The 22,788-nt window shown below is 34.7% G+C and carries 28 protein-coding genes and 1 tRNA gene; 26 read left to right on the top strand and 3 right to left on the bottom strand.

Annotation, left to right across the window (positions count from 1 at the left end; all coding sequences use genetic code 11):
• The 12 genes from LC418_RS20135 to LC418_RS20190 all read left to right on the top strand — a co-directional run.
• Positions 1 to 1,922, top strand: a 1,922-nt coding sequence (locus tag LC418_RS20135; RefSeq protein ID WP_276530520.1) for an RHS repeat domain-containing protein, incomplete at its 5' end; no start/stop codon positions are given.
• 438 nt (positions 1,923 to 2,360) lie between these two features.
• Positions 2,361 to 3,218: a DUF4329 domain-containing protein gene (locus tag LC418_RS20140; RefSeq protein ID WP_223560437.1), complete on the top strand. Its 858-nt coding sequence runs from the start codon at positions 2,361 to 2,363 to the stop codon at positions 3,216 to 3,218.
• A gap of 2 nt (positions 3,219 to 3,220) precedes the next feature.
• A complete protein-coding gene (locus LC418_RS20145; protein WP_073334663.1) occupies positions 3,221 to 3,520 on the top strand; it encodes an NTF2 fold immunity protein in 300 nt (99 codons plus the stop codon).
• A 94-nt stretch (positions 3,521 to 3,614) separates the two neighbouring features.
• Positions 3,615 to 4,337 (top strand): DUF4329 domain-containing protein, encoded by a 723-nt coding sequence (locus tag LC418_RS20150; protein WP_223560438.1) that lies wholly within the window; start codon positions 3,615 to 3,617, stop codon positions 4,335 to 4,337.
• Positions 4,338 to 4,368: 31 nt separating this feature from the next.
• Positions 4,369 to 4,665, top strand: coding sequence for an NTF2 fold immunity protein (locus tag LC418_RS20155; protein WP_223560439.1), 297 nt, complete (start codon positions 4,369 to 4,371; stop codon positions 4,663 to 4,665).
• A gap of 31 nt (positions 4,666 to 4,696) precedes the next feature.
• Positions 4,697 to 4,966 (top strand): hypothetical protein, encoded by a 270-nt coding sequence (locus tag LC418_RS20160; protein WP_223560440.1) that lies wholly within the window; start codon positions 4,697 to 4,699, stop codon positions 4,964 to 4,966.
• A 260-nt stretch (positions 4,967 to 5,226) separates the two neighbouring features.
• Positions 5,227 to 5,682: a hypothetical protein gene (locus LC418_RS20165; protein ID WP_223560441.1), complete on the top strand. Its 456-nt coding sequence runs from the start codon at positions 5,227 to 5,229 to the stop codon at positions 5,680 to 5,682.
• A gap of 45 nt (positions 5,683 to 5,727) precedes the next feature.
• Positions 5,728 to 6,144 (top strand): hypothetical protein, encoded by a 417-nt coding sequence (locus LC418_RS20170; protein WP_223560442.1) that lies wholly within the window; start codon positions 5,728 to 5,730, stop codon positions 6,142 to 6,144.
• A 142-nt stretch (positions 6,145 to 6,286) separates the two neighbouring features.
• A complete protein-coding gene (locus LC418_RS20175; protein ID WP_223560443.1) occupies positions 6,287 to 6,772 on the top strand; it encodes an ankyrin repeat domain-containing protein in 486 nt (161 codons plus the stop codon).
• A 242-nt stretch (positions 6,773 to 7,014) separates the two neighbouring features.
• Positions 7,015 to 7,209 carry a hypothetical protein gene (locus LC418_RS20180; protein WP_223560444.1) on the top strand — a complete coding sequence of 65 codons (195 nt, stop codon included), beginning with the start codon at positions 7,015 to 7,017 and terminating at the stop codon, positions 7,207 to 7,209.
• Positions 7,210 to 7,214: 5 nt separating this feature from the next.
• A complete protein-coding gene (locus tag LC418_RS20185) occupies positions 7,215 to 7,598 on the top strand; it encodes a DUF2750 domain-containing protein (RefSeq protein ID WP_223560445.1) in 384 nt (127 codons plus the stop codon).
• 58 nt (positions 7,599 to 7,656) lie between these two features.
• Positions 7,657 to 8,412 (top strand): MFS transporter, encoded by a 756-nt coding sequence (locus tag LC418_RS20190; protein WP_223560446.1) that lies wholly within the window; start codon positions 7,657 to 7,659, stop codon positions 8,410 to 8,412.
• A 205-nt stretch (positions 8,413 to 8,617) separates the two neighbouring features.
• Here the strand turns inward: LC418_RS20190 and LC418_RS20195 are convergent.
• Positions 8,618 to 8,691 (bottom strand) — tRNA-Ile (locus LC418_RS20195).
• Positions 8,692 to 8,753: 62 nt separating this feature from the next.
• On the bottom strand, positions 8,754 to 9,152 hold the full coding sequence (gene mce / locus LC418_RS20200) for a methylmalonyl-CoA epimerase (RefSeq protein ID WP_111960083.1): 399 nt from the start codon (positions 9,150 to 9,152) through the stop codon (positions 8,754 to 8,756).
• A gap of 94 nt (positions 9,153 to 9,246) precedes the next feature.
• Here mce and rbfA point away from each other — a divergent pair, with 94 nt between their 5' ends.
• From rbfA to LC418_RS20240, 8 genes are all read left to right on the top strand, one after another.
• On the top strand, positions 9,247 to 9,606 hold the full coding sequence (gene rbfA / locus LC418_RS20205) for a 30S ribosome-binding factor RbfA (RefSeq protein ID WP_111960081.1): 360 nt from the start codon (positions 9,247 to 9,249) through the stop codon (positions 9,604 to 9,606).
• Positions 9,607 to 9,609: 3 nt separating this feature from the next.
• On the top strand, positions 9,610 to 10,815 hold the full coding sequence (locus LC418_RS20210; RefSeq protein ID WP_223560447.1) for an ABC transporter permease: 1,206 nt from the start codon (positions 9,610 to 9,612) through the stop codon (positions 10,813 to 10,815).
• A 70-nt stretch (positions 10,816 to 10,885) separates the two neighbouring features.
• Entirely contained in the window at positions 10,886 to 12,670 is a 1,785-nt protein-coding gene (locus LC418_RS20215; protein ID WP_223560448.1) for an endonuclease, read from the top strand.
• A 60-nt stretch (positions 12,671 to 12,730) separates the two neighbouring features.
• Complete coding sequence (locus LC418_RS20220) at positions 12,731 to 13,468, top strand: shikimate dehydrogenase family protein (RefSeq protein ID WP_223560449.1); 738 nt, start codon at positions 12,731 to 12,733, stop codon at positions 13,466 to 13,468.
• A gap of 75 nt (positions 13,469 to 13,543) precedes the next feature.
• Positions 13,544 to 15,349 carry a DUF349 domain-containing protein gene (locus LC418_RS20225; protein WP_223560450.1) on the top strand — a complete coding sequence of 602 codons (1,806 nt, stop codon included), beginning with the start codon at positions 13,544 to 13,546 and terminating at the stop codon, positions 15,347 to 15,349.
• Between the two features lie 63 nt (positions 15,350 to 15,412).
• Positions 15,413 to 16,447 (top strand): bifunctional diaminohydroxyphosphoribosylaminopyrimidine deaminase/5-amino-6-(5-phosphoribosylamino)uracil reductase RibD, encoded by a 1,035-nt coding sequence (gene ribD, locus LC418_RS20230; protein ID WP_223560451.1) that lies wholly within the window; start codon positions 15,413 to 15,415, stop codon positions 16,445 to 16,447.
• A 162-nt stretch (positions 16,448 to 16,609) separates the two neighbouring features.
• Complete coding sequence (locus tag LC418_RS20235) at positions 16,610 to 16,792, top strand: bacteriocin-like protein (protein WP_223560452.1); 183 nt, start codon at positions 16,610 to 16,612, stop codon at positions 16,790 to 16,792.
• Positions 16,793 to 16,910: 118 nt separating this feature from the next.
• Entirely contained in the window at positions 16,911 to 17,516 is a 606-nt protein-coding gene (locus LC418_RS20240) for an IMPACT family protein (protein WP_223560453.1), read from the top strand.
• Here the strand turns inward: LC418_RS20240 and LC418_RS20245 are convergent.
• Positions 17,513 to 18,220 (bottom strand): zinc metallopeptidase, encoded by a 708-nt coding sequence (locus LC418_RS20245; protein ID WP_111960219.1) that lies wholly within the window; start codon positions 18,218 to 18,220, stop codon positions 17,513 to 17,515. The two genes, LC418_RS20240 and LC418_RS20245, sit on opposite strands and share 4 nt — an antisense overlap.
• 108 nt (positions 18,221 to 18,328) lie before the next feature.
• On the opposite strand from LC418_RS20245, the gene LC418_RS20250 reads away from it, so the two are divergent.
• The 6 genes from LC418_RS20250 (at position 18,329) to LC418_RS20275 (ending at position 22,696) form a co-directional block, all read left to right on the top strand.
• On the top strand, positions 18,329 to 19,462 hold the full coding sequence (locus LC418_RS20250; protein ID WP_111960067.1) for a GNAT family N-acetyltransferase: 1,134 nt from the start codon (positions 18,329 to 18,331) through the stop codon (positions 19,460 to 19,462).
• 109 nt (positions 19,463 to 19,571) lie between these two features.
• On the top strand, positions 19,572 to 19,748 hold the full coding sequence (locus tag LC418_RS20255) for a hypothetical protein (protein ID WP_167409447.1): 177 nt from the start codon (positions 19,572 to 19,574) through the stop codon (positions 19,746 to 19,748).
• Between the two features lie 121 nt (positions 19,749 to 19,869).
• Positions 19,870 to 20,241: an NADH-quinone oxidoreductase subunit A gene (locus LC418_RS20260; protein ID WP_048502955.1), complete on the top strand. Its 372-nt coding sequence runs from the start codon at positions 19,870 to 19,872 to the stop codon at positions 20,239 to 20,241.
• Between the two features lie 99 nt (positions 20,242 to 20,340).
• Positions 20,341 to 20,901, top strand: a complete 561-nt coding sequence (locus LC418_RS20265; RefSeq protein WP_047397471.1) for an NADH-quinone oxidoreductase subunit B — start codon at positions 20,341 to 20,343, stop codon at positions 20,899 to 20,901.
• A 7-nt stretch (positions 20,902 to 20,908) separates the two neighbouring features.
• The gene (locus tag LC418_RS20270; RefSeq protein ID WP_116012818.1) at positions 20,909 to 21,403 is read left to right on the top strand and encodes an NADH-quinone oxidoreductase subunit C; all 495 of its coding nucleotides are present in this window, start codon (positions 20,909 to 20,911) and stop codon (positions 21,401 to 21,403) included.
• 69 nt (positions 21,404 to 21,472) lie between these two features.
• Positions 21,473 to 22,696 carry an NADH-quinone oxidoreductase subunit D gene (locus tag LC418_RS20275; protein WP_111960063.1) on the top strand — a complete coding sequence of 408 codons (1,224 nt, stop codon included), beginning with the start codon at positions 21,473 to 21,475 and terminating at the stop codon, positions 22,694 to 22,696.
• Positions 22,697 to 22,788 lie beyond the last annotated feature (92 nt).

Below are 22,788 nucleotides of genomic sequence, written 5' to 3' on the forward strand. Positions count from 1 at the left end.
CTACTGATGCAGAAGTTAAGGTAAAAGAAAGGTTTGTCTATGATAACCAGAACAGACTGCTGAAGCAATATCATCAGGTAGACACAAATACGGAGGAATTACTGGCTGAAAATACCTACAATGAAATCGGGCAGCTCATTAATAAGAAGACCGGAAATACCTCAGGGGTTCCATTGCAGTCCATAGACTATACCTACAACATCCGGGGCTGGGCTACGAAAGTTAATAATCCTGCGGATCTTAATGGAAAGCTTTTCGGATATGAGCTTAAATATGAAAGTCCTGTTGATGTTTCTGCTGCTCCCGCAAAATATAATGGCAATATCTCGGAATTTGACTGGAGAACAGCCAACGGAAACTTTCTGAGAAGATATGCCTATACATACGATAAGCTAGAAAGGCTGAAAGATGCCTCTTACCGTGAGCCTAATGCTACAGCTCCGGTGAATGACGGATATACCGAAAAGCTTACCTATGACCTGAATGGAAATATCCAAACCTTAAAAAGATACCAGGCTCTCAACAACACCCCTATATTGATAGATGATCTGAAATATGAGGTGTATGAAGGGAACAGGCTGAAAAAGGTGGTTGACAACAATAGCAATCCATCAGGCTATCCATCGGGCGGAAATAGCATTGGTTATGATGTAAATGGTAATATGACCGATCATTTGGATAAAGGTATAAACAGTATCTCATATAATTTTTTAAATTTGCCTAAGGAGGTAAACTTTGCCCAGGATAATAACAAGCTACAGTTTTTATACAGAGCGGATGGAATTAAGCTAAAGAAAGCATATACGTATTTTGCTTCCAAAAGCGGGCTAACGCTCACAAAGAACACCGAATATCTTGACGGGTTCCAGTATGAGCAGGAAGGCGGAAATATAACTCCATATCTTCAGTTTTTCCCGACAGCCGAAGGATATTATGATTTTCAGAAAAAAAGATATGTTTATAACTACGAAGATCATTTAGGAAACATCAGGCTTGCCTATTACAGAGGAAGCAACAATGTAGCGGTAATAGACCGGGAAACCAATTATTATCAGTTGGGAATGGAGTATGAAGGTTTTCAGGGGGCCAATACTCAGCTACCAAGTTATACATATGGTTTCCAGGGGCAGGAAAAGCAAACGGAAACAGGATGGAGTTCTTATAAATGGAGAAATGGGATACCGGAACTCGGAAGGTTTTTTAATGTAGATCCTTTAGCGGAAGATTATAATACATGGTCTACCTATGCATTTAGTGGGAACAGAGTTGTTGATGCGAGAGAGCTTGAAGGTTTAGAGCCTTTAGAAATAAAAAAGACAACCCAAAATTTAATTATTGTCAATCAAGGTTATGTTGGAACGCCACTTTCAGGCAATACACAAGCTCAAAACTATGCTAAATATAATAAAGACGGAGGTATAGATTATGAAGGTATAGGTATGATAAATAATTTAAACAGCTCAAAAAATCAAGTTGGAGTATTTGCCTCAGGAAAGGGAGATGTAACGAAAAATGATATATTAGCATCTGTTCAAAGCTTTAGAAAACAGAGCCCAAATGGCAAATTAATTATGGTAGGACATAGTATGGGAGCAGATAATTTAATCGAGTTGGTTAATGAGCATTCCGAAGTTAAAGTTGATTTATTATTTACATTAGATATTGCTGATGATCCCTTGTCTGGAACTGATGACGATATTATTCCTTCAAATGTTAAGACTGCTGTAAATTATTATAATAAAAATGATGGATTTATGCACAGTGGTATAGGTGGAGAGGATATAGAAGCTAAAGATCCTTCTAAAACTAAAGTATTGAATGTGCCAGTCAGCTCTGCTCACACTCAAATTGATAATAAATATCGATATAATGCATATAATGCAGTAGTAAATGAATTAAATAAAGAAGATAAAAAGAAATAAGATGAAAGATAAAAAGAAAGTAATAATTATTGTATCAATAAATTATATCTATTTTTTATTGATACTAATTTGCTCCAATTATGATTTTGGAATTTTTAGGAGTCTAAGTAGTATGATTGTACTCTTAGTAATTGGTGTTTTATTATCATTATTTAGTTCGATATTCATTAAAAAAATAAGAAAACCTTTTAATTGGATATTTTTTATAATTAATATGCTTATCATTTTGATATACCTATATGAAATATATTTTTATAGAGCTATAGATAATTCATGAATAAATTTCACCATAATTAATCAAATAAACCACTGTAAAAAAACAGTGGTTTATAGTTTAAAAATACACCTTCTATACCCTCGAAAAATAATGGGCTGCCTTCTTTGCAAAAGCAACAATGAACTTGTACTAGACAGAGAAAATTATTATCAATTGGGAGTATGAAGACTATAACAGCATCAACAGCAGCTTCCAAGTTATACTTATGGTTTTCAGGCAGGAAAAGTAAACGGAAACAGGATGGAGTTCTTATAAATGGAGAAATGGTATACCGGAACTGGGAAGAAAGATTCTTTAATGTAGATCCGTTAGCGGAAGATTATAATACATGGTCTACCTATGCATTTAGTGGGAACAGAGTTGTTGATGCGAGAGAGCTTGAAGGTTTAGAGCCCCATGTTTTATTTAATACTAGAGAGAATGCTGCTATAAACTTTGGACAACAATATAATGGTAAATCAATTAAGCAATATAGAGAATATGCCGCAATTATTTATTCTGTGAAAGAATCTGATGGAAAAACTTATTATGCATATAACAAACCGGTAAAAGGGGGTAATGCTGGAGCTACACCTAATCACAAATTACCAAAAGGTACTAGAGCCGGAGGAATTATACACTCCCATGGAGGATATGAAGCTAATTATGATAATAATAATTTTTCTGGTTTACAGGGCGATAAAGGATATGCAGAATATTATGATTTGGATATTTTTGTTTCTACACCAAATGGCTCACTAAAATATTATGATGTAAGCTCAAATACTGAAAAAACAGTTAATGCTAAATTACCAAGCGACCCTAATGACCCAACTAGAAAAAATAAAAAACCGCCAGTAGAAAACCCAAACCCTTCAACTGGTGATTATAAACCTAAACCTATTAAAATATTTCCGGACTCAGATACTTCAACTGACAAATCCAAATCCAAATTAGATGGAGGATTAAAATCAATAGAGGATAAAAAAAGAGAGCAAACACCATTAATAAATAGATCAGGAACCCCAAAAATTAATTAATTATGAGACAATTTTTTTTTATAATACTTACAACTTTACTTATTTGTTGTCAGAACGGAAAATTAAGCAAGAATGAAGATATTAACTCAGACTCGAGTGTAGCAATTTCTCTAGCAGAAGAAAAATGGATTGAGATTTATGGCAAATCGGTAAATGAGCAAAAGCCATTCATTGCAGAAAAGAAAAATGATAGTGTTTGGATTGTTCAAGGAACTTTGCCCAAAAACAGATTAGGGGGTGTTGCCTACGCAGAAGTAAATGTAAAGGCAAAGAAAGTAGTTAAATACACTCACGGAAAGTAATTATAATATTTTTAATTAATAATATTTATAAAATTAGCGTATTAAGTAAATGCGCTAATTTTTTAAAATTTGAATATGATGAAGTTCCTTATAAGTGGAGGAACAGCATCCTGAGCTAGGAAGGTTCTTTAATGTTGATCCTTTAGCGGAAGATTATAACACATGGTCTACCTATGCATTTAGTGGAAATAGGGTTGTTGATGCGAGAGAGCTTGAAGGTTTAGAACCACATGTTTTATTTAATAATAGAGATGATGCTGGAGCAAATTTTGGACAACAATATAATGGAAAGTCAATTCTCAATAAGCGAGAGTATATGGCATTTATTTATTCTAAATTTGTAGATGGAAAAAAATATTATGCTTATAATACTCCGATAAAGGGAAATGAACACGGTATTTCAAAGGATAAAATTAATACCCGGCTACCAGAAGGAGCTACTGCCAGTGCTTATATTCATTCCCACGGAAATGATGATAAAGAATATGATGATGAAAATTTCTCTGGGGAAGTAGGTGAACCAGGAGGAGATATTGGTTATGCAAATAAAATAAAGTTAGATGCATTCCTTGTTACACCTGGAGGATTATTAAAATATTTTGATCAAAGTTCAGGTACAGAAAAAAATTTAAGAAAAAATATGCCGAGTGATCCTAGCTCTTCAGAAAGACAAAATAAAATTGATCCAGTAAAAAATCCTAGTCCTTCTGAAGGTGATCATTTAATAAAACCTAAGAGTTCTCCTAACCGCTCAAAACCTAAGCTAGATGGTGCTTTAAAAGCATTAGATGACGCTAAAAAAAAGAAAACCCATTAAAAAATAAAATTAAACCAAAAAACGAATAGTTATGAAAAATTATATTTTATTATTTATTTTATTTTCTTGCTGTAAAAATGGAGTAATAAATAAAAGTGAAATTGTTGGATCTGATAAAGAAATTGCATTGATTCTTGCTGAAAGAAAATGGAATGAAATTTATGGTAAATCTACAATTAGTAAACAAAAACCATTTATTGTAAAACAGAAAAATGATAGTATTTATACTGTACGTGGGAGTTATCCAGAAGATGTAATAGGTGGTGTTGCTTATGCTGAAATAAATGTAAAAACTAAAAAAGTTATTAAATATACGCATGGAGAATAAATTGGTATATTAAACGTAATATAATTATAATATGAAAACCAAAGGAGATACATTGGCCTATAGTAAACTTTTTTACTTTTTAAAAGACTCTAATAAAGGGGATAGAACAGACACATTAATGTATTATTCAAAAATAATGACTGAGAAATTTAATAGTGAAAATGCATATTTAGATTATTTTGAAGCCCTTTGTGAAAAATATGATATTAAAGTTGATTTTAGCAAGTATTCTTCAATAGATATTTCATCACTGGATAAATCCTCAAAGATAAAAGCTGAAAGCTGGCTAAATAAATGCTAGAAAAGAGAATTATATCTAAAGAACAATTTGATTCAATTAAAAAATAACATTATGAAATTAGCGTATTAATTAATACGCTAATTTTTTTAATTCTATAATTTTTCTGTCTGAAATAGATAATGTAATCTTCAGTAAGCTTATGAATTCATGCGAAAATACTAATCATGATTATAGACAAAGTAAAGGAAGAAGCTTAACTCCTAGACAATTTAAAAAAATAAATGAAGTAATAGAATCCCAACAGCCTAAAAAATAATTTTATGAAAAATCTTATATATTATTTAATAGTATTAATGTTTTTTACTGGATGTAAAAGCAAATCAATAGAAATCAAAAGTGATTGTGGGAATATTTTAGAAGTTCAATATGACAAGAATGGGAAACATACACTTTCAGAAAAGGAAAAATCAAAAAACTATTTAACTATTTATTTTTTAGATGAATTTAATGATCACATAAAAATAAATATTAATCAGAAAGAGGTATTTAATAAAGGGGTCGTTACTGATACTACAAAGTTTGACACCTATTCTTCTGTTTTTACTTATAAATTATCCTCGGAGCAAAATAATTATGTAATAAAAGGTTATTCAGAACGCACTAAAACATGCTTTGAGGTACCAATTAATACAAAATATAGAATTATTTACCTATATTATTACAATAAAAAATGGATAGTTAGATTTTCCAATGAATTAATTGATTTTCAAAACTGATTAATAAAATAAATTAATCCATATTTTAACAAGATAAGACTAAATATGAAAAAAGTTATTTTATTTTTAATCGTATCATTTTTTTGCCAATGTCAACAAAGGCATAATTATACTTTAAGCAAAGAAAATGCAAAACCTAATTTGACAGAATTACAAAAAAAGATAGATATAAAGGGAAATTTTATCAATGTCTTTTTTGAAAATAATTTTGATAATGAAAAAGTTTCTCTGCAATGCGATTCTAAAGAAGTGTTTAATAAAAGTATAACAACAGATAATACAATTAATTTAGCAGATTATTACTTACAAAAATCAAACTGTGAAAAATTAACTGCCAATATAGGAGATCAGAAAATTCTTTTTAAAAGGAAAGATATTGCAAATTATAAATATCTCTATATTAGTAAAAAGAATGATAGTATTAGTCTAGTATTATCAAATACCCCACATATATATTATTAAGTGAAATAGAATATAGATTATTAATATTCTAGTGGAGTTATATTTTCTAATTATTAATGATTTTCAGTCGTTTCATAATTTATTGAAACGGCTGAAAATATAAAACTCTTTAATATTGATACTAGAAATAGAAGTAGAAAATATGAAAACAAACAACATAGATGATGTTTTTCACTTAGTGAGATCTAATCAATTGGAAGAGCTTAAATTAAATGTTAATGCTAGTAACGTAAATCAATTTGTGAATGAATATCAACAGAATCTTCTTCATGAAACTATATCCAGAGGTTCTTTGCAAATAACAGAATATTTAATAGAATGCAATATAGACGTAAATAAATCTGATAAAGATGGTAAGGTTCCTTTGCATTATAGCACAGCATTCAATAATTATGAAATTACGAAATTGTTACTTGAAAAGGATAATATTGAAAAAGATGTAAAGGATATTCATGGTAATAATCCATTATGGGTTGCTGTTTTCAATGCTAAAAGATTTTATGATGTTGTAAAGATTTTAAAACAACATGGGGCAGATCCAAATTCAAAAAATAACAGTAATAGATCGCCTTTGGATTTTGCGAAGCAAATTGAAGATGAAGATTTAGTAGAAATTTTGACTTCTTAAATATAATCTAGAGAATTACTTCAAATTATGAAAGCCATTATAATACTTTTTCACTTTTTCTTTTTTCTAAACTTGACAACGAGTGACATTCTATCTTGTAAGGATTTTAAAAAAGGAAAGTTTGAAATTCTCAATAAAAAAACAAAAAAAAATATATTATTGAGAGAACAGGAGCTTTTCAAATAGAGCAAATTTTTGATATTGCAACTAATGAGAAAATAACAAGAGATAAATTTTATAAAATGGTATGGATAAATGATTGTGAGTATAATTTAATTCCTGTGATTTCTAAAAGTAGCGATGAATTTGATTTATATGTAAATGCAAGAGGTGGTTACAGATGTAGTATTATAGCTTTAAAAGGAGATTGTGCAGTTATTGAGACAAACTTTGAAAATGAAAAATTCACCTCAGAAATATGTAAGGCTCGAAAATAGAGAATATGAATAGTAAAGAAATTGAAAATGTCTTGAAATTAGAACCTTTTAAAAGGTATGAATACTTTATTAAGAAAGTCGCTGATTTTGAACAGCTTTGGACAATTGTTGACGAGGATGGTGATTATGCCATCTCAGAAGTTGATGAGTTTAGTCTCATAACCTTTTGGCCCGCCGAAGAATTTGTTTCTTTAGATCTGCAAGAAGATTGGGAGGATTGTACTCCCCTTAAATTGACTTTAGATGATTTGAGAGATAATATATTTGATGTTATTAATTCTGAAAATTATTTAATAAATGTATTTCCAGTAAATGGAACATCTGGATTTGTAGTGAATCTCGAAGAATTTAGCAGAGACCTAAATGAAGAATTAAATAAGATTGAATAAATTAGTAAGGTCACAGTGGCCTTTATTATCAAATAATAAACAATGAACCATTATTAGAATGAGCATTAGAGTTAATAAAGAAAAAATAAATCAATGGCTTAGAAATACTTCAGTAATGCTAAATAAGCCTTATAAACCTGTTAATAATCCCCCATTCGCAATACTTATTACAACAGGAGTAATCTATACATTAGGATTATTTTATCTATGGGCTTTTTTTGATTTTTACAATATCCGATACTTTTTATATTTTGATTTAAAGGATTCACTTGCTGTTCTATATGAAAAACTGATGCTCATAGTTTTTATTAGTATTGTTATATCTCCATTTTTAATCATCTTACATCCCAAATTAACAGGGACTAAGAAGAGGAACTCGAAGGCTAAGAGCAAGTTTTCAAACTTGTCCATTGCTTTAGTAATGCTTATCTTTTTAGGAGTGATACTGGTTTTTTTACAAGTCTATGAATTTGCATACATATTTATAATTCTTTTTTTGGTTATGGCAGCGGGCTCTGGATATGTTTATTTATATGAATATCCCAGCTTGGGAATTTGTATGTTATTATCTGTACTATTTTTATTCGTTTTTAGTGTTGCAAAAATTGAAGCAAAACATGCAACCAAAGCAAAATTAAAAACAAACATTGTCCTAAAAAGCCATTCTGAAGTTCCTATCCTGAGAGAAAATGACAGTTGTAAATATTTAATATTCAAAACATCAAATTATTATTTCATTAAGGATGATTGTAGACATTTGATCATTACTTACAATGCCTCATCAGGTGAAATGACAAGCTTTACACCTAAATAAATCAAAACTACATCTTATTGGAAGTTTTTTTAGTTCTCCACTCTAGTGAAAGTAAAAATTTATTTTGTTCAGAAATGTTTGTTATAAGGATTGAAATAATCTTAATTAAATCTAAGTTAATCTTTGTTGTTGGGAAAATGTTGGGAAGAATTTAAAATTAAAAGCCGTAAAACTTTATTAGATAAAGCATTACGACTTTTTGTTGTGGTCCCACCTGGGCTCGAACCAGGGACCACCTGATTATGAGTCAGGTGCTCTAACCAACTGAGCTATAGGACCTCAAAACTTGGTTAAATTTTGTGATTGCAAAAATAGCAAAATTTCTTTCACTACAAAACTTTTTATTGCTTTTCTTGACAAAGTTCTACCAACACTCCGTTCGTGGATTTTGGGTGCAGGAAGACAACTAATTTGTTATCAGCACCTTCTTTAGGTTCTTCGGAGATAAACTGAAATCCTTCTTTTTTTAATCTTTCAATCTCTTCAAGGATATTTTCTACACCAAATGCCAAATGATGGATACCTTCACCTTTTTTATCAATAAACTTCGAGATCGGGCTTTCCGGATTACTGGCTTCTAACAACTCTATTTTACTTCCTCCCGCTCCGTAAAAAGAAGTGACAACCCCTTCCCTTTCTACACTTTCTTTTTTATAAGATTCTTTTCCTAACAGTTTGGTAAAAAGGTCATCAGAAATTCCTAAAGATTTTACGGCAATACCAATATGTTCTAGCTTCATAAATACTAATAAATATAATTAAATCGTAAATTTGATACCGGAGCTGAATTTCAAAGGTATCAATTCAAACAAAAGTACTAAATTTGCATAACTTATGGAAAGTAACAGACAAAGAAAAGTAGCACAGATCATCCAGGAAGACTTCGCAGAGCTTTTCCGCAAACAGGCTTCAGAAAGCAAGCAGAGCATATTGGTATCCGTTTCAGATGTAAAAGTATCGGCAGATCTGGGTATTGCCAAAATTTATTTAAGTATTTTCCCGCAGGAATTCCGTTCCGCGGTGATGAAGGAAATTGAAGAAAACAAACCTCAGTACAGAAATTTTATTGGCCAGAAAATGGCAAAACAGGTACGTATAATTCCGCAGCTTAACTTTTATCTGGACACCGCTCTTGATGATGTTGAAAAATTGGAAAGAGAATTAAGAGGCGAAGGTGACAATCCGGTTTTATAAATCTTGAAAAATATTGCATTTTACATAGCATCCAGATACCTTTTGGCTAAAAAGGGAAGCACTGCCGTGACGTTCATAACGTGGCTTTCGGTAGGGGCCATGACGGTTGCTGTGACTGCAATGTTTGTAATCATTTCAGTGTTTTCAGGCCTTGAGACCCTGAACAAAGACCTTATTTCCAATCTTCATGCTGATCTCACCCTGAAAAGTATTTCAGGAAAAACAGTGAAAGATCTGGATCAGGTCACTACAGTTTTAAAAAACAATAAGGCAATCAGTAGTTTTTCCCGCGTCATTGAGGAAAAAGTATATGTCAATTATAAAGGTAAAGGTGATATTGCCTATTTAAGAGGAGTTGATTCCGCTTATATAAAAGTCAATCCCATTGATAAAGATGTATTCTATGGCACTTATCCAAGTTTCCAGTACTCCAATGAAGTGTTAATGGAAACAAACCTGCACAACAGGCTTTCAATTCCTATAGATTCTACAAGCAATTACGCTACTATCTTTATGCCCAAGCCGGGAACCGGTATCATTAACAAAGAGGAAGACATCTATAATAAAAGAGATTTTCTGGTAACAGGAGTTTTCCCGGGAAAAGAACAGCTGGACAGTTATATCATTGCCCCAATAGAGCTTACAGAGGAATTACTCAGCCTGCCAAAAAAATCAGCGTACCAGATTGTCATCAAATTAAAAAATCCGGAAAATGCTGATGCCGTAAAACAGAGCCTTCTTACTTCATTGGGAAAAAATATTGAAATAAAAACCAAGGAAGAAGAAAATGCAGCGTTCTGGAAGATGATCAATACGGAAAAGATGTTCATCTATCTCATCTTTGCCCTGGTGATTTTCATTACGACCTTCAATCTGGCCGGAGCTATTATCATTCTTCAGCTTGATAAAAGAGAACAGTCCAGATCCCTTATTTCACTGGGCTTTCCGATCAGCCATTTAAGAATGACCTATTTCTATACCGGGCTTCTTATCGTGATTTCCGGAGTAATCTCTGGCCTGATCGCAGGAACCCTACTCTGCTATTTTCAACTTTATACGGAATTCTTCAGAGCTAATGAAATGCTCCCTTTCCCTGTAAAAATTGTTGGAAAAAATTATCTTATCGTGGCTTTCACTGCCTCCTTGTTTGGGATCATTATTTCCTGGTTTTTTTCCAAAATCAGCAAAGACTATATTACTAAAAGTTAATATATCCGATTTGAAATAAAATCAGCTTCATTTTCAATTTTTTGTACCTTTACGGCCCAATTTTTTTTAAATGAAACGAATTTTATCTTTTTTTCTGCTGAGTGCTGTATTTATTTTCGCTTCAGCTCAGGCTCCTGCCGGTTATTATGATAATGCTGCAGGCTATACAGGTGCCCCACTTAAAACGGCTCTTAAAAATATAATTAAACAAGGACATCAGGACCATGGCTACGGCGGCCTGTGGACAGCCTATGCAACTACTGACCGCGACTTTTTTTACGAAAATGACGGAACGATTTTGGATATTTATTCCGAAAACCCGAACGGACCGGATTTTTACGCATATACTTTAGGTACAAACCAATGTGGCGGCAGTGGTTATAACGGTGAAGGTGACTGCTACAACAGAGAGCACATTGTACCTCAAAGCCTATTCAGTTCAGCCAGTCCAATGGTAGCAGATATCCATTTCATCCGTGCCACCGATGGAAAAGTGAATGGTATGAGATCAAACTACCCTTTTGGTAAAGTACAGACTGCCTCTTATACATCATATAACGGATCTAAACTTGGAAATTCAATATCACCGGGATATGGGGGAACTGTATTTGAGCCTATCGATGCTTTTAAAGGTGACGTAGCCAGAATGATCTTCTATTTTGTAACGAGATATGAAGCTGAACTTCCAGGTTTCAGTACCGGAAATATGCTGGGTGGATCTACCTATCCTGGGCTTCAGACATGGGAACTGAATCAGCTTTTGGCATGGCATATAATGGATCCCGTTTCATCTGAAGAAATTGCCAGAAATAATGCATCTTATACTTATCAGGGAAACAGAAATCCATTTATAGACAATCCTTCTTATGCTGAGCAGATCTGGGGAACACCGGTTATAGACACACAGGCTCCAACTGCTGCGACCAATCTTATTACCCAGAACCCAACTTCGAATACGATTTCTTTAAGCTGGACTGCTGCTACAGATAATGTTGGTGTTACAGCTTATGATGTTTATGCTAACGGAATACTGAAAACTACAGTTGCAGGAACTACAGCTACTGTTCAGGGACTATCTCCGTCTACTACCTATACTTTCTATGTGATTGCTAAGGACGCTTCAGGAAACTCTTCTCCACAAAGTAATTCTGCAGACGGAACAACTCTCGCAGGGCAGCCTGGCGGAAATACAAGCTGTGGAACTGAAAACTTTGAGAATATTCCGGCATCAGATTCCCAATATTCAACAAGAACATGGACAAACAATAATATTTCATGGACAGCTAACTTCGCAAGAACAGACCAGACCATTAACGGAAGAGCAATTACTATTCAAGGTGGAGATTTGACAAGTTCTACAATTTCAGGAGGAGTACAGTCTATAACAATAACCACTCAACGAAAATTCACGACGGGTTCAAATGGTAATTTAAATATTGAAGTTAATGGGACTGTGATAGGAACTGTTCCATACAGCACAACAGTAACTACAACAACAGTTAACGCAAATATCAGTGGAAATGCAATTATTAAGATCACTAACCCTGGTTCAAACAGAGTTGCCATAGATGACCTTACATGGACATGTTTCGGTTCACTGGGAACTTCTGACATTAAAAAAGACAATTCTGAATTCATCATCTACCCTAACCCGGTAAAAAACAATGAATTATTTGTAAAAGGTGAAAACTTAAGCAAAATTTCAAAAGCTGAGATCTATGATCTTTCTGGAAAACTGATAGAAGTTATTGCAAATCCTTTCAAAAACTCCAATAAGATCAATATTAAAGGACTTACTAAAGGAAACTATATATTGAAAACAGACCGGTTCTCCACAAAATTCATGGTAGACTAAACCGTAAAAATATTTGATAATAAAGACCGATTTATTCGGTCTTTTTTTTATTTTTGATACATGGATTCCAATAAAAAATTAGGGCTGATAGGAAAGAATATTTCCTATTCCTTTTCCAAAAAATTCTTTGAAGACAAGTTCCAGAAGCTGATGCTGAAAGACTTTACCTACGATATTTTTGACCTCAATGAAATTGATGAAGTAGAAACCCTTCTGAATGATCCTGAACTTTTAGGATTCAATGTTACTATTCCTTACAAAGAAAGGGTCGTTGACTATCTTGACGAACTTAGCGACGAAGCAGAAAAGATTGGTGCCGTCAATTGTGTTCTGATCAGAGATGGTAAAAAAACAGGTTACAATACTGATGCTTTTGGTTTTGAAAAAACACTTCTGCTCCACAAAAAATCCCATCAGGACAAAGCATTGATTCTGGGAAACGGAGGTGCTGCAAAAGCTGTGAAATATATTATGGATAAGCATGGAATTCCATCCGTTACTATTTCCAGAAATTCCGAAATCAATTTCATGAATCTGGACAGGGAGACGGTCCGCGACCATAAGATCATCATCCAGTGTACTCCTGTAGGGACATTCCCAAATGTAGAAGACTGCCTGGAATTCCCTTTTGAAGGAATCACCCCGGAACACCTGATTATTGACTTGATCTACAACCCGAATTACACCCAGTTCATCATTAAAGCCTCCGAAAAAGGAGCCAAAACAGTGAATGGTTATTATATGCTTGAGCAGCAAGCAGAAAAAGCTTGGGAAATTTGGAATTTTCAAAAAAAATAAACTAAATTAGTACCTTAATTGGCTTTACTGCTATATACAAAAGGATATTAACGCCACTCACATAAAAGATTTGCTATGATTACAGAAAACAATCTTTCTGAAAACGAAGAAAACAAAAATTCTAACGAAGTATCTCAAGAAGAAACATCCGAAACACCTGTACCTCATGGTGAAAGCGCTCATGAAGATGACGCAGAACACCTGGAAGAGGATCATGCTGATGATATTTCCCTGGCCGATGCTTTAAAAGAAATGGAAACCATCATCAACTCGGCTAATGCAGGCGAGAATTTCAAAAGATTCAATCAGTTAAAAGAAAAAGCAGGTCATTACATTCATGATGAAGTGGAAGACAAAAAGCATGAGTATGTAGAAGGTGGGAATCCTCCTGAAAACTTCAGCTACGAGCATCCTTTACAGTCCAAATTCTCCGCTCTGGTTAATATTTTCAGAGAAAAACATGACAGCTACCAGAAATCTCAGGATGAAGAGCAGAAAAAAAACCTTGAGCACCGCCAGAATATCATAGAAAGACTTAAAAACCTTTATACCAATTCTGAACCGGGAACCAATCTCTTCAAATCCATCCGTGAAATCAAAGAAGAATGGTCAAAAGCCGGCCAGGTTGCAAAATCTGAATTCAAGATCCTTAATAATAATTACTTCCACCATCTGAACCAGTTTTATCAGATGCTGGACCTGAATAAAGAATTTCTGGAGCAGGAATTCAGCCATAATTTAGAGAAAAGACAGCATATCATTGCGCGTGCTAAAGAACTGGAAAGTGAGCCTGTAATTCAGAAAGCCCTGAACGAGCTTCAGTATCTTCACAAGCTTTGGAAAGAAGAAGCTGAGCCTGTAGCAGAAGAATTCCGTGAAAAAACATGGGAAGAGTTCAAAGAAATCTCCAACAAGATCCACGAAAGAAAATCTGAGCTCTCTGCAGCTATTGAAGGCGAACAGAATGATAATCTTGAAAAGAAAAACCAGATCATCGAAGAGATCAAAAAGTTATCTGAACCTTCCGAAACTCCTAACCACAGCTACTGGCAGAATTCTATCAAAAGAGTTGAAGACCTTCGTACTGAATTCTTAAAAACAGGAAGTGTTCCAAGAAAATTATCCAACCAGAACTGGAATGATTTCAAAACAACACTCAGAGCTTTCAATACAACAAAAAATAATTATTATAAATCTCTCAAAGGTTCCCAGCAAACCAATCTGGAAGAGAAATTAAAACTGATCCAGACTGCACAGGACAATATGAACAATGAAGAATGGGATATTGCCGTTCCTCTGTTCAAAAAGCTTCAGGAAGACTGGAAAAAAATCGGACACGTTCCAAAGAGCATGACCAATAAAATCTGGGACGAATTCCGTGATGCCTGTAATACGTTCTTCAATAATTACAGAGAGAAAAACAATGCTTCTAATGATAATTGGAAAGAGAACTATAAACAGAAAAAAGAAATTCTCGAGGACCTGAAAACCGTTTCCAATGACGAAGGCAGTATTGAAAGAATAGAAGCAATAAAAACCGCCTGGAACAACATCGGGAAAGTACCGAGAGACAAAATCTCAATCAATACCGAGTTCAACAGAACGTTAAGAGAAAAGCTGAAGCTAAATAAGATCAACGAACTTGAGCTGAAAGAAGAAGGTTTAACAGAAAACCAGCTTACAGACAAGGCAAGAAAGATCAAGAGCCAAATTTCTGACCTTGAGGGTGAGATTGTAAAACTGGAAAATAATCTAGCATTCTTTAACAAGCCGTCAAGAGAAAATCCTCTTCTTAGAGATACATTCAATACAATCGACGAGAAGAAGGCTCATCTGGAAACCTTAAAACAGAATCTTCACAATATCATTGCCGGAGATTAATCTATTAAACAATATAAAAAAGGCGAAGCAAAGAAATTTGTCTTCGCTTTTTCTTTTTACTTTATGAACAACGACGAATTATACATAAAAAGATGCATTGAACTTGCTCAAAAAGCACTGGGCAAAACCTACCCCAACCCTCTTGTAGGCAGCGTGATTGTCCATAACGGGAAAATCATCGGGGAAGGATACCATCATAAAGCCGGAGAAAACCACGCTGAGATTAACGCGATCAATTCTGTAGAAAATAAAGATCTTATACCCGAATCTACGATCTATGTTTCACTGGAGCCCTGCGCCCATTACGGTAAAACGCCACCATGTGCTTTAAAAATTAAAGAACTTGGTTTCAGGAAAGTTGTCATTGGCGCCATGGATTCTCATGACAAAGTGAACGGGAAAGGGAAAAAAATCATTCAGGATGCAGGTATTGAAGCGGTTTCAGGAATACTGGAAAAAGAATGTATCGAGCTGAATAAAAGATTTTTTACCTATCATGAAAAGAAAAGACCTTACATTATCCTGAAATGGGCCGAATCAGGAGACGGGTTTTTAGATAAGGATTTTAAACCAACAGCCATTTCAAATTCTCTGGCCAATCAATTTGTACATCAACTAAGAGCCGACGAACATGCTATTTTAGTGGGAACACAAACTGCTTTAAATGACAACCCAAGCCTGACCGTAAGAAATGCTGAAGGAATAAATCCTATAAGAATACTCATTGATTTTGATATGAAAGTACCGGAAAATTTCAAAATCTATAATGATGAAGCAACAACTTTGGTAATCAACAGCAAAAAAGAAGGAACTGAAAACAACATTAAATTTATCAAAGTAGGAAAAGAGAATTTTCTGCAGGATCTGATGGCTGCACTTTATAAGGAACAGATACAATCCATCATTATAGAAGGAGGCAGCTATACCCTATTACAATTCATCAATGAAGAACTTTGGGATGAAGCTATTGTAATTCAAAACGAAAACCTGAAACTGGAGAATGGGACTAAAGCACCTAAACTAGATTTGAGGCCTTACGAGAGTAAAACCATTAGAGATAATATCATTTTATTTTATCAGCCCAATAACTTAGATTAGCATCATATAATTTAAAATATTTTTAAGTCATTTATGTACATGATACCAACAATATCTTCAAAAGACTGATTTAACATAATAAAACTCCCGCAAAATTATATTTTCAGTTGAAATTAATTAAGTAACTTAACGGTGAATTAAATAATTAAACTCTAAATTATCATGAAAAACTTAAAGAAAATTTCAAGAACCGGTTTAAAAAATATTAGCGGTGGTGCATTTGTATTTGTAGACTGTACTTTACCTACCGGGGAATCTACCAGATGCAGAGACAAGTGTCCTCAGGATTATTGCGGGCCGACAAGCTATATGTGTCTACTTCCTTTAGATTATTGCGGATCATAGGGAGGATTCAATATCACATTAAAAGATTTAGGAAGCTGTCAAATATTGATGGCTTCTTTATTTATGATTGCGTAACTTATGTTGTATTTATACTTTTGCATTGATAAAGCCGGCTATAATGACGTTCGAATATAAAACCATAGAAAAACCCATAGAAAATACTTTATTAAAAGAAAAAGGAAGCAAATTCATTGGATTTGCCTTTCCGGTCAATAATGAAAGGGAGCTGAAAGAAGCATTGGAAAAAATCCGGACAGAACACCCTAAGGCTACCCATCACTGTTACGCTTTCAGAATGGGCCTGGAAGGTGAAAACTATCGGGCAAATGATGACGGTGAGCCATCAGGAAGTGCAGGTCTTCCTATCTACAATCAGCTTTTAGCACACGAAATCACCAACGTTCTGGTTATATCAGTCCGTTATTATGGCGGAACAAAACTCGGGGTTTCAGGGCTTGTAAAAGCCTATAAAGAATGTGCAAAGATCACATTGGAAGAGGCCAATATCATCACAAGAGAGCTTGAAACAGAAATTGAAATCCAGTTCAACTTCAATCAGCAGAATACTATTTTTACCCTGCTTTCCAAATTTGATGCTAGGGTTCTGAATTTTGATGCTAATGAAAACTGCATCCTCACTGCATCTTTAAAATTAGCCCAAAAAGAAAGCATTTCAGATAAATTATCCGAAATGCAGTATGTTTCATTTGAATTTAAAGATTAATTCCTTCTTCCACCAAGGAGTAATGAACCCCAATAAAGAAGCTGAGCCAGTGATCCAAGGGCTGCCACAACATACGTTCTTGCTGCCCATTTTAAACTGTCCTGTACTCCTACAAATTCTTCCTGGGTAACCGTTCCCGTGTCTTTAATCCACTTCATTGCTCGGTTACTGGCATCATATTCCACCGGAAGGGTTACAAAAGCAAAAAGTGTAGTCAATGCAAACATTGCCACTCCTATCGCCAGAACCGTCGTATTTCCGTTGGGATCATCAATAGATCTTGTTGCTGCCATAATCCCAATACCTGCGATAAGGACAAACTGCATCAGATTAGAACTTATATTCACAACAGGAACCAGCTTTGAACGCAGGTTCAGCATCGAATATCCTACAGCATGCTGCACTGCATGCCCACATTCATGCGCAGCCACAGCCGCAGCAGCTGCATTTCTCTGCATATAGACTCCTTCTGAAAGGTTAACTGTTTTATCTGCCGGGTTATAGTGATCCGTCAGCTGGCCGGGAACAGAAATTACCTGTACATCAGTGATTCCATTATCTCTCAGCATTTTTTCTGCTATCTCTTTCCCTGAAAGCCCATTTCTAAGATGTACATTGGAATAGTATTCAAATTTCGATTTTAATCTGGACGAAACCCACCAGCTTATCAGCATTGAAACACCGATAATAATATAATAACCCATCATTTTATATAGATTTTTTGTGTTTAATTTTAAACATAATGATGTAAAAACTGTGCCAAAGTATTACATTTTATTATCTATATTTGCTCTCTAATTATCCCTTTATCTATGTCTAAAGTTTCAGTTATTGAAGTGAAAAATCAAGACGAATTAAAAAAATTCGTAAGATTTCCAATGGATCTTTATAAAAACAATCCCTATTATGTTCCTTCCTTTATTAAAGACGAATTTAAAATTTGGGACGCAAAAGAAAATCCGGCTTTAAATTATTCAAAATCCAGGCAGTTTCTTGCCCTGAAAGACAATAAAGTAGTTGGAAGAATAGCCGTGATCATCAATCACAAGGAAGAAAAGGAATTAGGCATCAGAAAAGTACGTTTCGGATGGATTGATTTTATTGATGATAAAGAAGTTTCTCAGGCGCTGATCCAAAAAGCAATAGATTACGCCAAGGAAAATAATATTGATAAAATTGAGGGCCCAATGGGCTTTACCAATCTTGATAAAGCAGGCATGCTTACCATGGGTTTTGATAAGCTGGCCACCATGATTGGAATCTATAATTATGAATACTACCCAAAACACATGGAAGATCTTGGATTGACCAAAGAAAAAGAATGGGTGGAGTATGAAATGAATTTCCCAAAGGTTTTACCTGAAAAAGTAGAAAAATTCAGTGGTCTGATTGCTCAGAAATACAAACTTAAAGTTCTCAATTTCAAATCAAAACAGGAGATTCTTCCGTTTGTAGAACCTATGTTTAAATTGCTTGACGAAACTTATAAGCACCTTTCAACCTATACCCCTATTTCGGACGAACAGATACAGACTTACAGGGAAAAATACTTCCCTTTTATAGACAAAAACTATGTGATCTGTGTAGTGGATGAAAATAACGAACTCGTGTCATTTGCCATTACAATGCCTTCTTATTCTAAAGCTCTACAAAAATCTAAAGGAAAGCTGTTTCCTTTCGGATGGTGGCATTTTTTACAGGCAGGAAAGAAAAACGACCGTGCAAACTTTTATCTGATCGGAATTCATCCCGAATACCAGAGAAGAGGCGTTACAGCCATTATATTCAAAGAAATTTTTGTACGTTTTACCAGTATGGGAATTGATTTTGCAGAAACCAATCCTGAACTGGAAGAAAATAAAAGTGTTCAGGTGCTTTGGCAGGATTACAATCCTGTCAATCACAAAAGAAGAAGAACCTATTCACTAGCAATTAATCATCAGTGATAAATGATGAGTTATTAGTGACTTATTTTAAACCGAAAGCTGATAACTCATACTTTACACTTCAGAAAACTTCCCTTAAAAACCTGAATTCTTTCCGTAAATTTATCCTATGAAACCACATCTCATTGTTTTCGCTGTTCTGATTGCAGCATTTATCGCTTACAACTTGTTTTTTCGGATCGAAGATGACCGAATGAATACCGTAGTCAATATAACACTGGCCAGCATTCTTTTTGGATACATATCGTTCATGGCCTACTCTCTCCTCAAAAAAATGAAGAAATAAGCACTATTTTTATTGATTCTAAATTACCACTTTTCCCTATTTTAATCCCACTTTTAAGCTTATTAATTTCATGCTTTCTTGTTTATTCGCTAAATTTGCAAATTGAGATAATAATGCAAAAATGAATTTACCTGAAAGTTATATTCCAATCCTTATTCAAGCAGGTGTAGCTATCGCATTCGTAGCCGTTTCTTTGCTTGGAGCCCATTTTCTGGGACCAAAACAGAAAAAAGGAAATTCTGTAAAAAACCAAAGCTGGGAATGTGGAGTTCCTGTAGAAGGAAATGCGAGAACACCGTTTTCCATCAAATATTTCCTGACAGCAGTATTATTCGTGCTATTCGATATTGAAATCGTATTTTTTTATCCATATGCTGTAAACTTCAGAGAATTCGGAATGGAAGGATTCCTTGCTGTCCTAACCTTCGTCGCAATTTTCTTCATGGCGTTTTTCTATGTATGGAAGCGTGGCGCATTAGATTGGGATAAATAAAGAATAGAAATTTTAAATGACAATTTTAGATCAGAAAATTAGAGTTAAGTTAACATTAACACCAATTTAGAATCTAAATTTAAATCTTAAATCAATCAAATGTCAGATAACAAACCAGTAATAAGAACAGATGCACCTGCTCCCGAAGGATTTGAAGGAGAAGGGTTTTTCGCAACGAAACTGAGCAGTGTAATCGGGATGGCCAGAAAATTCTCTCTTTGGCCTTTACCATTTGCAACCTCTTGTTGTGGTATCGAGTTTATGGCTACCCTGAACCCTACGTATGACGCTTCAAGATTTGGTATGGAAAGAAACTCTTTCTCACCAAGACAGGCGGATATGCTAATGGTTTGCGGGACTATATCTAAAAAATTAGGACCTGTCCTAAAAGAAGTGTACACTCAGATGGCCGAGCCAAAATGGGTGGTTGCTGTTGGAGCTTGTGCTTCCAGCGGTGGTATTTTTGACACCTACTCTGTTTTACAGGGAATTGATAAAATTATTCCGGTTGACGTTTATGTTCCGGGATGCCCTCCAAGACCGGAGCAGATTATTGAAGGCGTAATGCAGGTTCAGGCTTTGGCAGAAAGCGAAAGCATCAGAAGAAGAGATATGCCTGAATACCAAAAATTGTTAGATTCTTACAACATTAGCAACTAAAACGGAAATGACGAACGAATTTGTATTAGAAGCAATCACAAGAGAATTTCCGGAGTCTGTAATCTCTAGTTCAGAGCCTTATGGAATGTTAACTATTGAAGTAAAAAAAGATGATATCAAAAAGATTATTCATTATCTGAAAGATTCATCGTTGGAATTTAACTTTCTTACCGATATCTGCGGTATCCATTACCCTGAATTTCCGGACAAGGAAATCGGTGTCGTGTATCACCTGCACAATATGATGGCTAATGTCAGATTACGCCTGAAGATCTTTATGTCCAGAGAAAATATCGAAGTGGATTCTCTTGTAGATTTATTTGCCGGAGCCAACTGGATGGAAAGAGAAACGTTTGATTTCTACGGAATTAAATTTAAAGGACATCCTGACCTGAGACCTATCCTGAATATGGAAGATCTCGGATACCACCCTATGCTGAAGGAATACCGTCTTGAAGATGGAACCAGAACAGATAAGGACGATAACATGTTCGGAAGATAAAAAAATATAAATGATTAATGATGGTTGGTTCATGATCAATTATCGCTTATCGATTATCAATTATATATTATGAAAGATAACTCATTATCTAATATACTTAACCAATACGAAAGTAAGGAGCAGATTGACGGGCAGCTTTATACCCTCAATTTGGGACCTACCCACCCTGCAACCCACGGGATCTTCCAGAACATCTTAACGATGGACGGAGAAAGAATCCTTCACGCGGAGCAAACAGTAGGCTATATCCACAGAGCATTTGAAAAAATTTCTGAAAGAAGAAACTATGCTCAGATCACTACCCTTACCGACCGTATGAATTACTGTTCAGCACCAATCAATAACCTTGGCTGGCACATGACAGTAGAAAAGCTGATCGGTGTACAAGTTCCAAAACGTGTAGATTATATGCGTGTGATTTTAATGGAATTGGCCAGAATCGGTGATCACCTGATCTGTAACGGGGTAACCGGAATGGATGCAGGAGCCATCACAGGTCTTACTTATATGTTCATCGAAAGAGAGCGTATTTACGATATGTACGAGCAGATTTGTGGTGCAAGAATGACGACCAATATGGGAAGAATCGGAGGTTTTGAAAGAGATTTCACTCCAAAATTCCATGAGTTATTAAAAGACTTCCTGAAAACATTCCCGGGAAGATTTAAAGAATTCTGTACTTTATTGGAAAGAAACAGGATTTTCATGGACAGAACCATTGGAGCGGGAGCAATTTCTGCTGAAAGAGCATTAAGCTACGGTTTTACAGGTCCAAACTTACGTGCAGCAGGCGTAGATTATGATGTAAGAGTTGCACAGCCCTATTCTTCTTACGAAGATTTCGATTTCATCATTCCGGTAGGAACTGCAGGTGACACTTACGACCGTTTCATGGTTCGTCAGCAGGAAATCTGGGAATCACTTAAAATTATCAACCAGGCATACGACAATCTTCCTGAAGGACCATTCCATGCGGATGTTCCGGATTTCTATCTTCCTGAAAAGGCGGATGTTTATCAGAAAATGGAAGCTTTGATTTACCATTTCAAAATTGTTATGGGAGAAACCGATGTGCCAAAAGGAGAAGTTTATCATGCTGTAGAAGGTGGAAACGGAGAATTAGGTTTCTATTTAGTGAGCGACGGAGGAAGAAGCCCGTACAGACTTCACTTCAGGAGACCATGCTTCATCTACTATCAGGCATATCCCGAAATGATTACTGGTTCTGTAATTTCAGATGCGATCGTTACGATGTGTAGTATGAATATTATTGCGGGAGAATTAGACGCATAATACATTAGACAAAAAGATAAAAGAAGAAAGATAAAAAACTTTCTTCAACCCAATATAAATACGAATTTAGAATAACGGACTTCAGAATCTTT

Origin of the sequence: Chryseobacterium lathyri, assembly GCF_019970085.1 — a bacterium.
Taxonomy (GTDB): Bacteria; Bacteroidota; Bacteroidia; order Flavobacteriales; family Weeksellaceae; genus Chryseobacterium; species Chryseobacterium lathyri.

What these genes read in the sequence shown, in the direction of transcription:
- LC418_RS20255 (WP_167409447.1), top strand. Translation starts at nt 19,572, where the DNA reads ATGAAACCACATCTCATTGTTTTCGCTGTTCTGATTGCAGCATTTATC.
- LC418_RS20145 (WP_073334663.1), top strand. Translation starts at nt 3,221, where the DNA reads ATGAGACAATTTTTTTTTATAATACTTACAACTTTACTTATTTGTTGT.
- LC418_RS20250 (WP_111960067.1), top strand. Translation starts at nt 18,329, where the DNA reads ATGTCTAAAGTTTCAGTTATTGAAGTGAAAAATCAAGACGAATTAAAA.
- LC418_RS20240 (WP_223560453.1), top strand. Translation starts at nt 16,911, where the DNA reads ATGACGTTCGAATATAAAACCATAGAAAAACCCATAGAAAATACTTTA.
- LC418_RS20175 (WP_223560443.1), top strand. Translation starts at nt 6,287, where the DNA reads ATGAAAACAAACAACATAGATGATGTTTTTCACTTAGTGAGATCTAAT.
- LC418_RS20275 (WP_111960063.1), top strand. Translation starts at nt 21,473, where the DNA reads ATGAAAGATAACTCATTATCTAATATACTTAACCAATACGAAAGTAAG.
- LC418_RS20215 (WP_223560448.1), top strand. Translation starts at nt 10,886, where the DNA reads ATGAAACGAATTTTATCTTTTTTTCTGCTGAGTGCTGTATTTATTTTC.
- LC418_RS20260 (WP_048502955.1), top strand. Translation starts at nt 19,870, where the DNA reads ATGAATTTACCTGAAAGTTATATTCCAATCCTTATTCAAGCAGGTGTA.
- LC418_RS20155 (WP_223560439.1), top strand. Translation starts at nt 4,369, where the DNA reads ATGAAAAATTATATTTTATTATTTATTTTATTTTCTTGCTGTAAAAAT.
- LC418_RS20270 (WP_116012818.1), top strand. Translation starts at nt 20,909, where the DNA reads ATGACGAACGAATTTGTATTAGAAGCAATCACAAGAGAATTTCCGGAG.
- LC418_RS20245 (WP_111960219.1), bottom strand. Translation starts at nt 18,220, where the DNA reads ATGGGTTATTATATTATTATCGGTGTTTCAATGCTGATAAGCTGGTGG.
- LC418_RS20225 (WP_223560450.1), top strand. Translation starts at nt 13,544, where the DNA reads ATGATTACAGAAAACAATCTTTCTGAAAACGAAGAAAACAAAAATTCT.
- ribD (WP_223560451.1), top strand. Translation starts at nt 15,413, where the DNA reads ATGAACAACGACGAATTATACATAAAAAGATGCATTGAACTTGCTCAA.
- LC418_RS20185 (WP_223560445.1), top strand. Translation starts at nt 7,215, where the DNA reads ATGAATAGTAAAGAAATTGAAAATGTCTTGAAATTAGAACCTTTTAAA.
- LC418_RS20180 (WP_223560444.1), top strand. Translation starts at nt 7,015, where the DNA reads ATGGTATGGATAAATGATTGTGAGTATAATTTAATTCCTGTGATTTCT.
- LC418_RS20170 (WP_223560442.1), top strand. Translation starts at nt 5,728, where the DNA reads ATGAAAAAAGTTATTTTATTTTTAATCGTATCATTTTTTTGCCAATGT.
- LC418_RS20220 (WP_223560449.1), top strand. Translation starts at nt 12,731, where the DNA reads ATGGATTCCAATAAAAAATTAGGGCTGATAGGAAAGAATATTTCCTAT.
- LC418_RS20140 (WP_223560437.1), top strand. Translation starts at nt 2,361, where the DNA reads ATGAAGACTATAACAGCATCAACAGCAGCTTCCAAGTTATACTTATGG.
- LC418_RS20190 (WP_223560446.1), top strand. Translation starts at nt 7,657, where the DNA reads ATGAGCATTAGAGTTAATAAAGAAAAAATAAATCAATGGCTTAGAAAT.
- LC418_RS20160 (WP_223560440.1), top strand. Translation starts at nt 4,697, where the DNA reads ATGAAAACCAAAGGAGATACATTGGCCTATAGTAAACTTTTTTACTTT.
- LC418_RS20235 (WP_223560452.1), top strand. Translation starts at nt 16,610, where the DNA reads ATGAAAAACTTAAAGAAAATTTCAAGAACCGGTTTAAAAAATATTAGC.
- LC418_RS20165 (WP_223560441.1), top strand. Translation starts at nt 5,227, where the DNA reads ATGAAAAATCTTATATATTATTTAATAGTATTAATGTTTTTTACTGGA.
- mce (WP_111960083.1), bottom strand. Translation starts at nt 9,152, where the DNA reads ATGAAGCTAGAACATATTGGTATTGCCGTAAAATCTTTAGGAATTTCT.
- LC418_RS20265 (WP_047397471.1), top strand. Translation starts at nt 20,341, where the DNA reads ATGTCAGATAACAAACCAGTAATAAGAACAGATGCACCTGCTCCCGAA.
- rbfA (WP_111960081.1), top strand. Translation starts at nt 9,247, where the DNA reads ATGGAAAGTAACAGACAAAGAAAAGTAGCACAGATCATCCAGGAAGAC.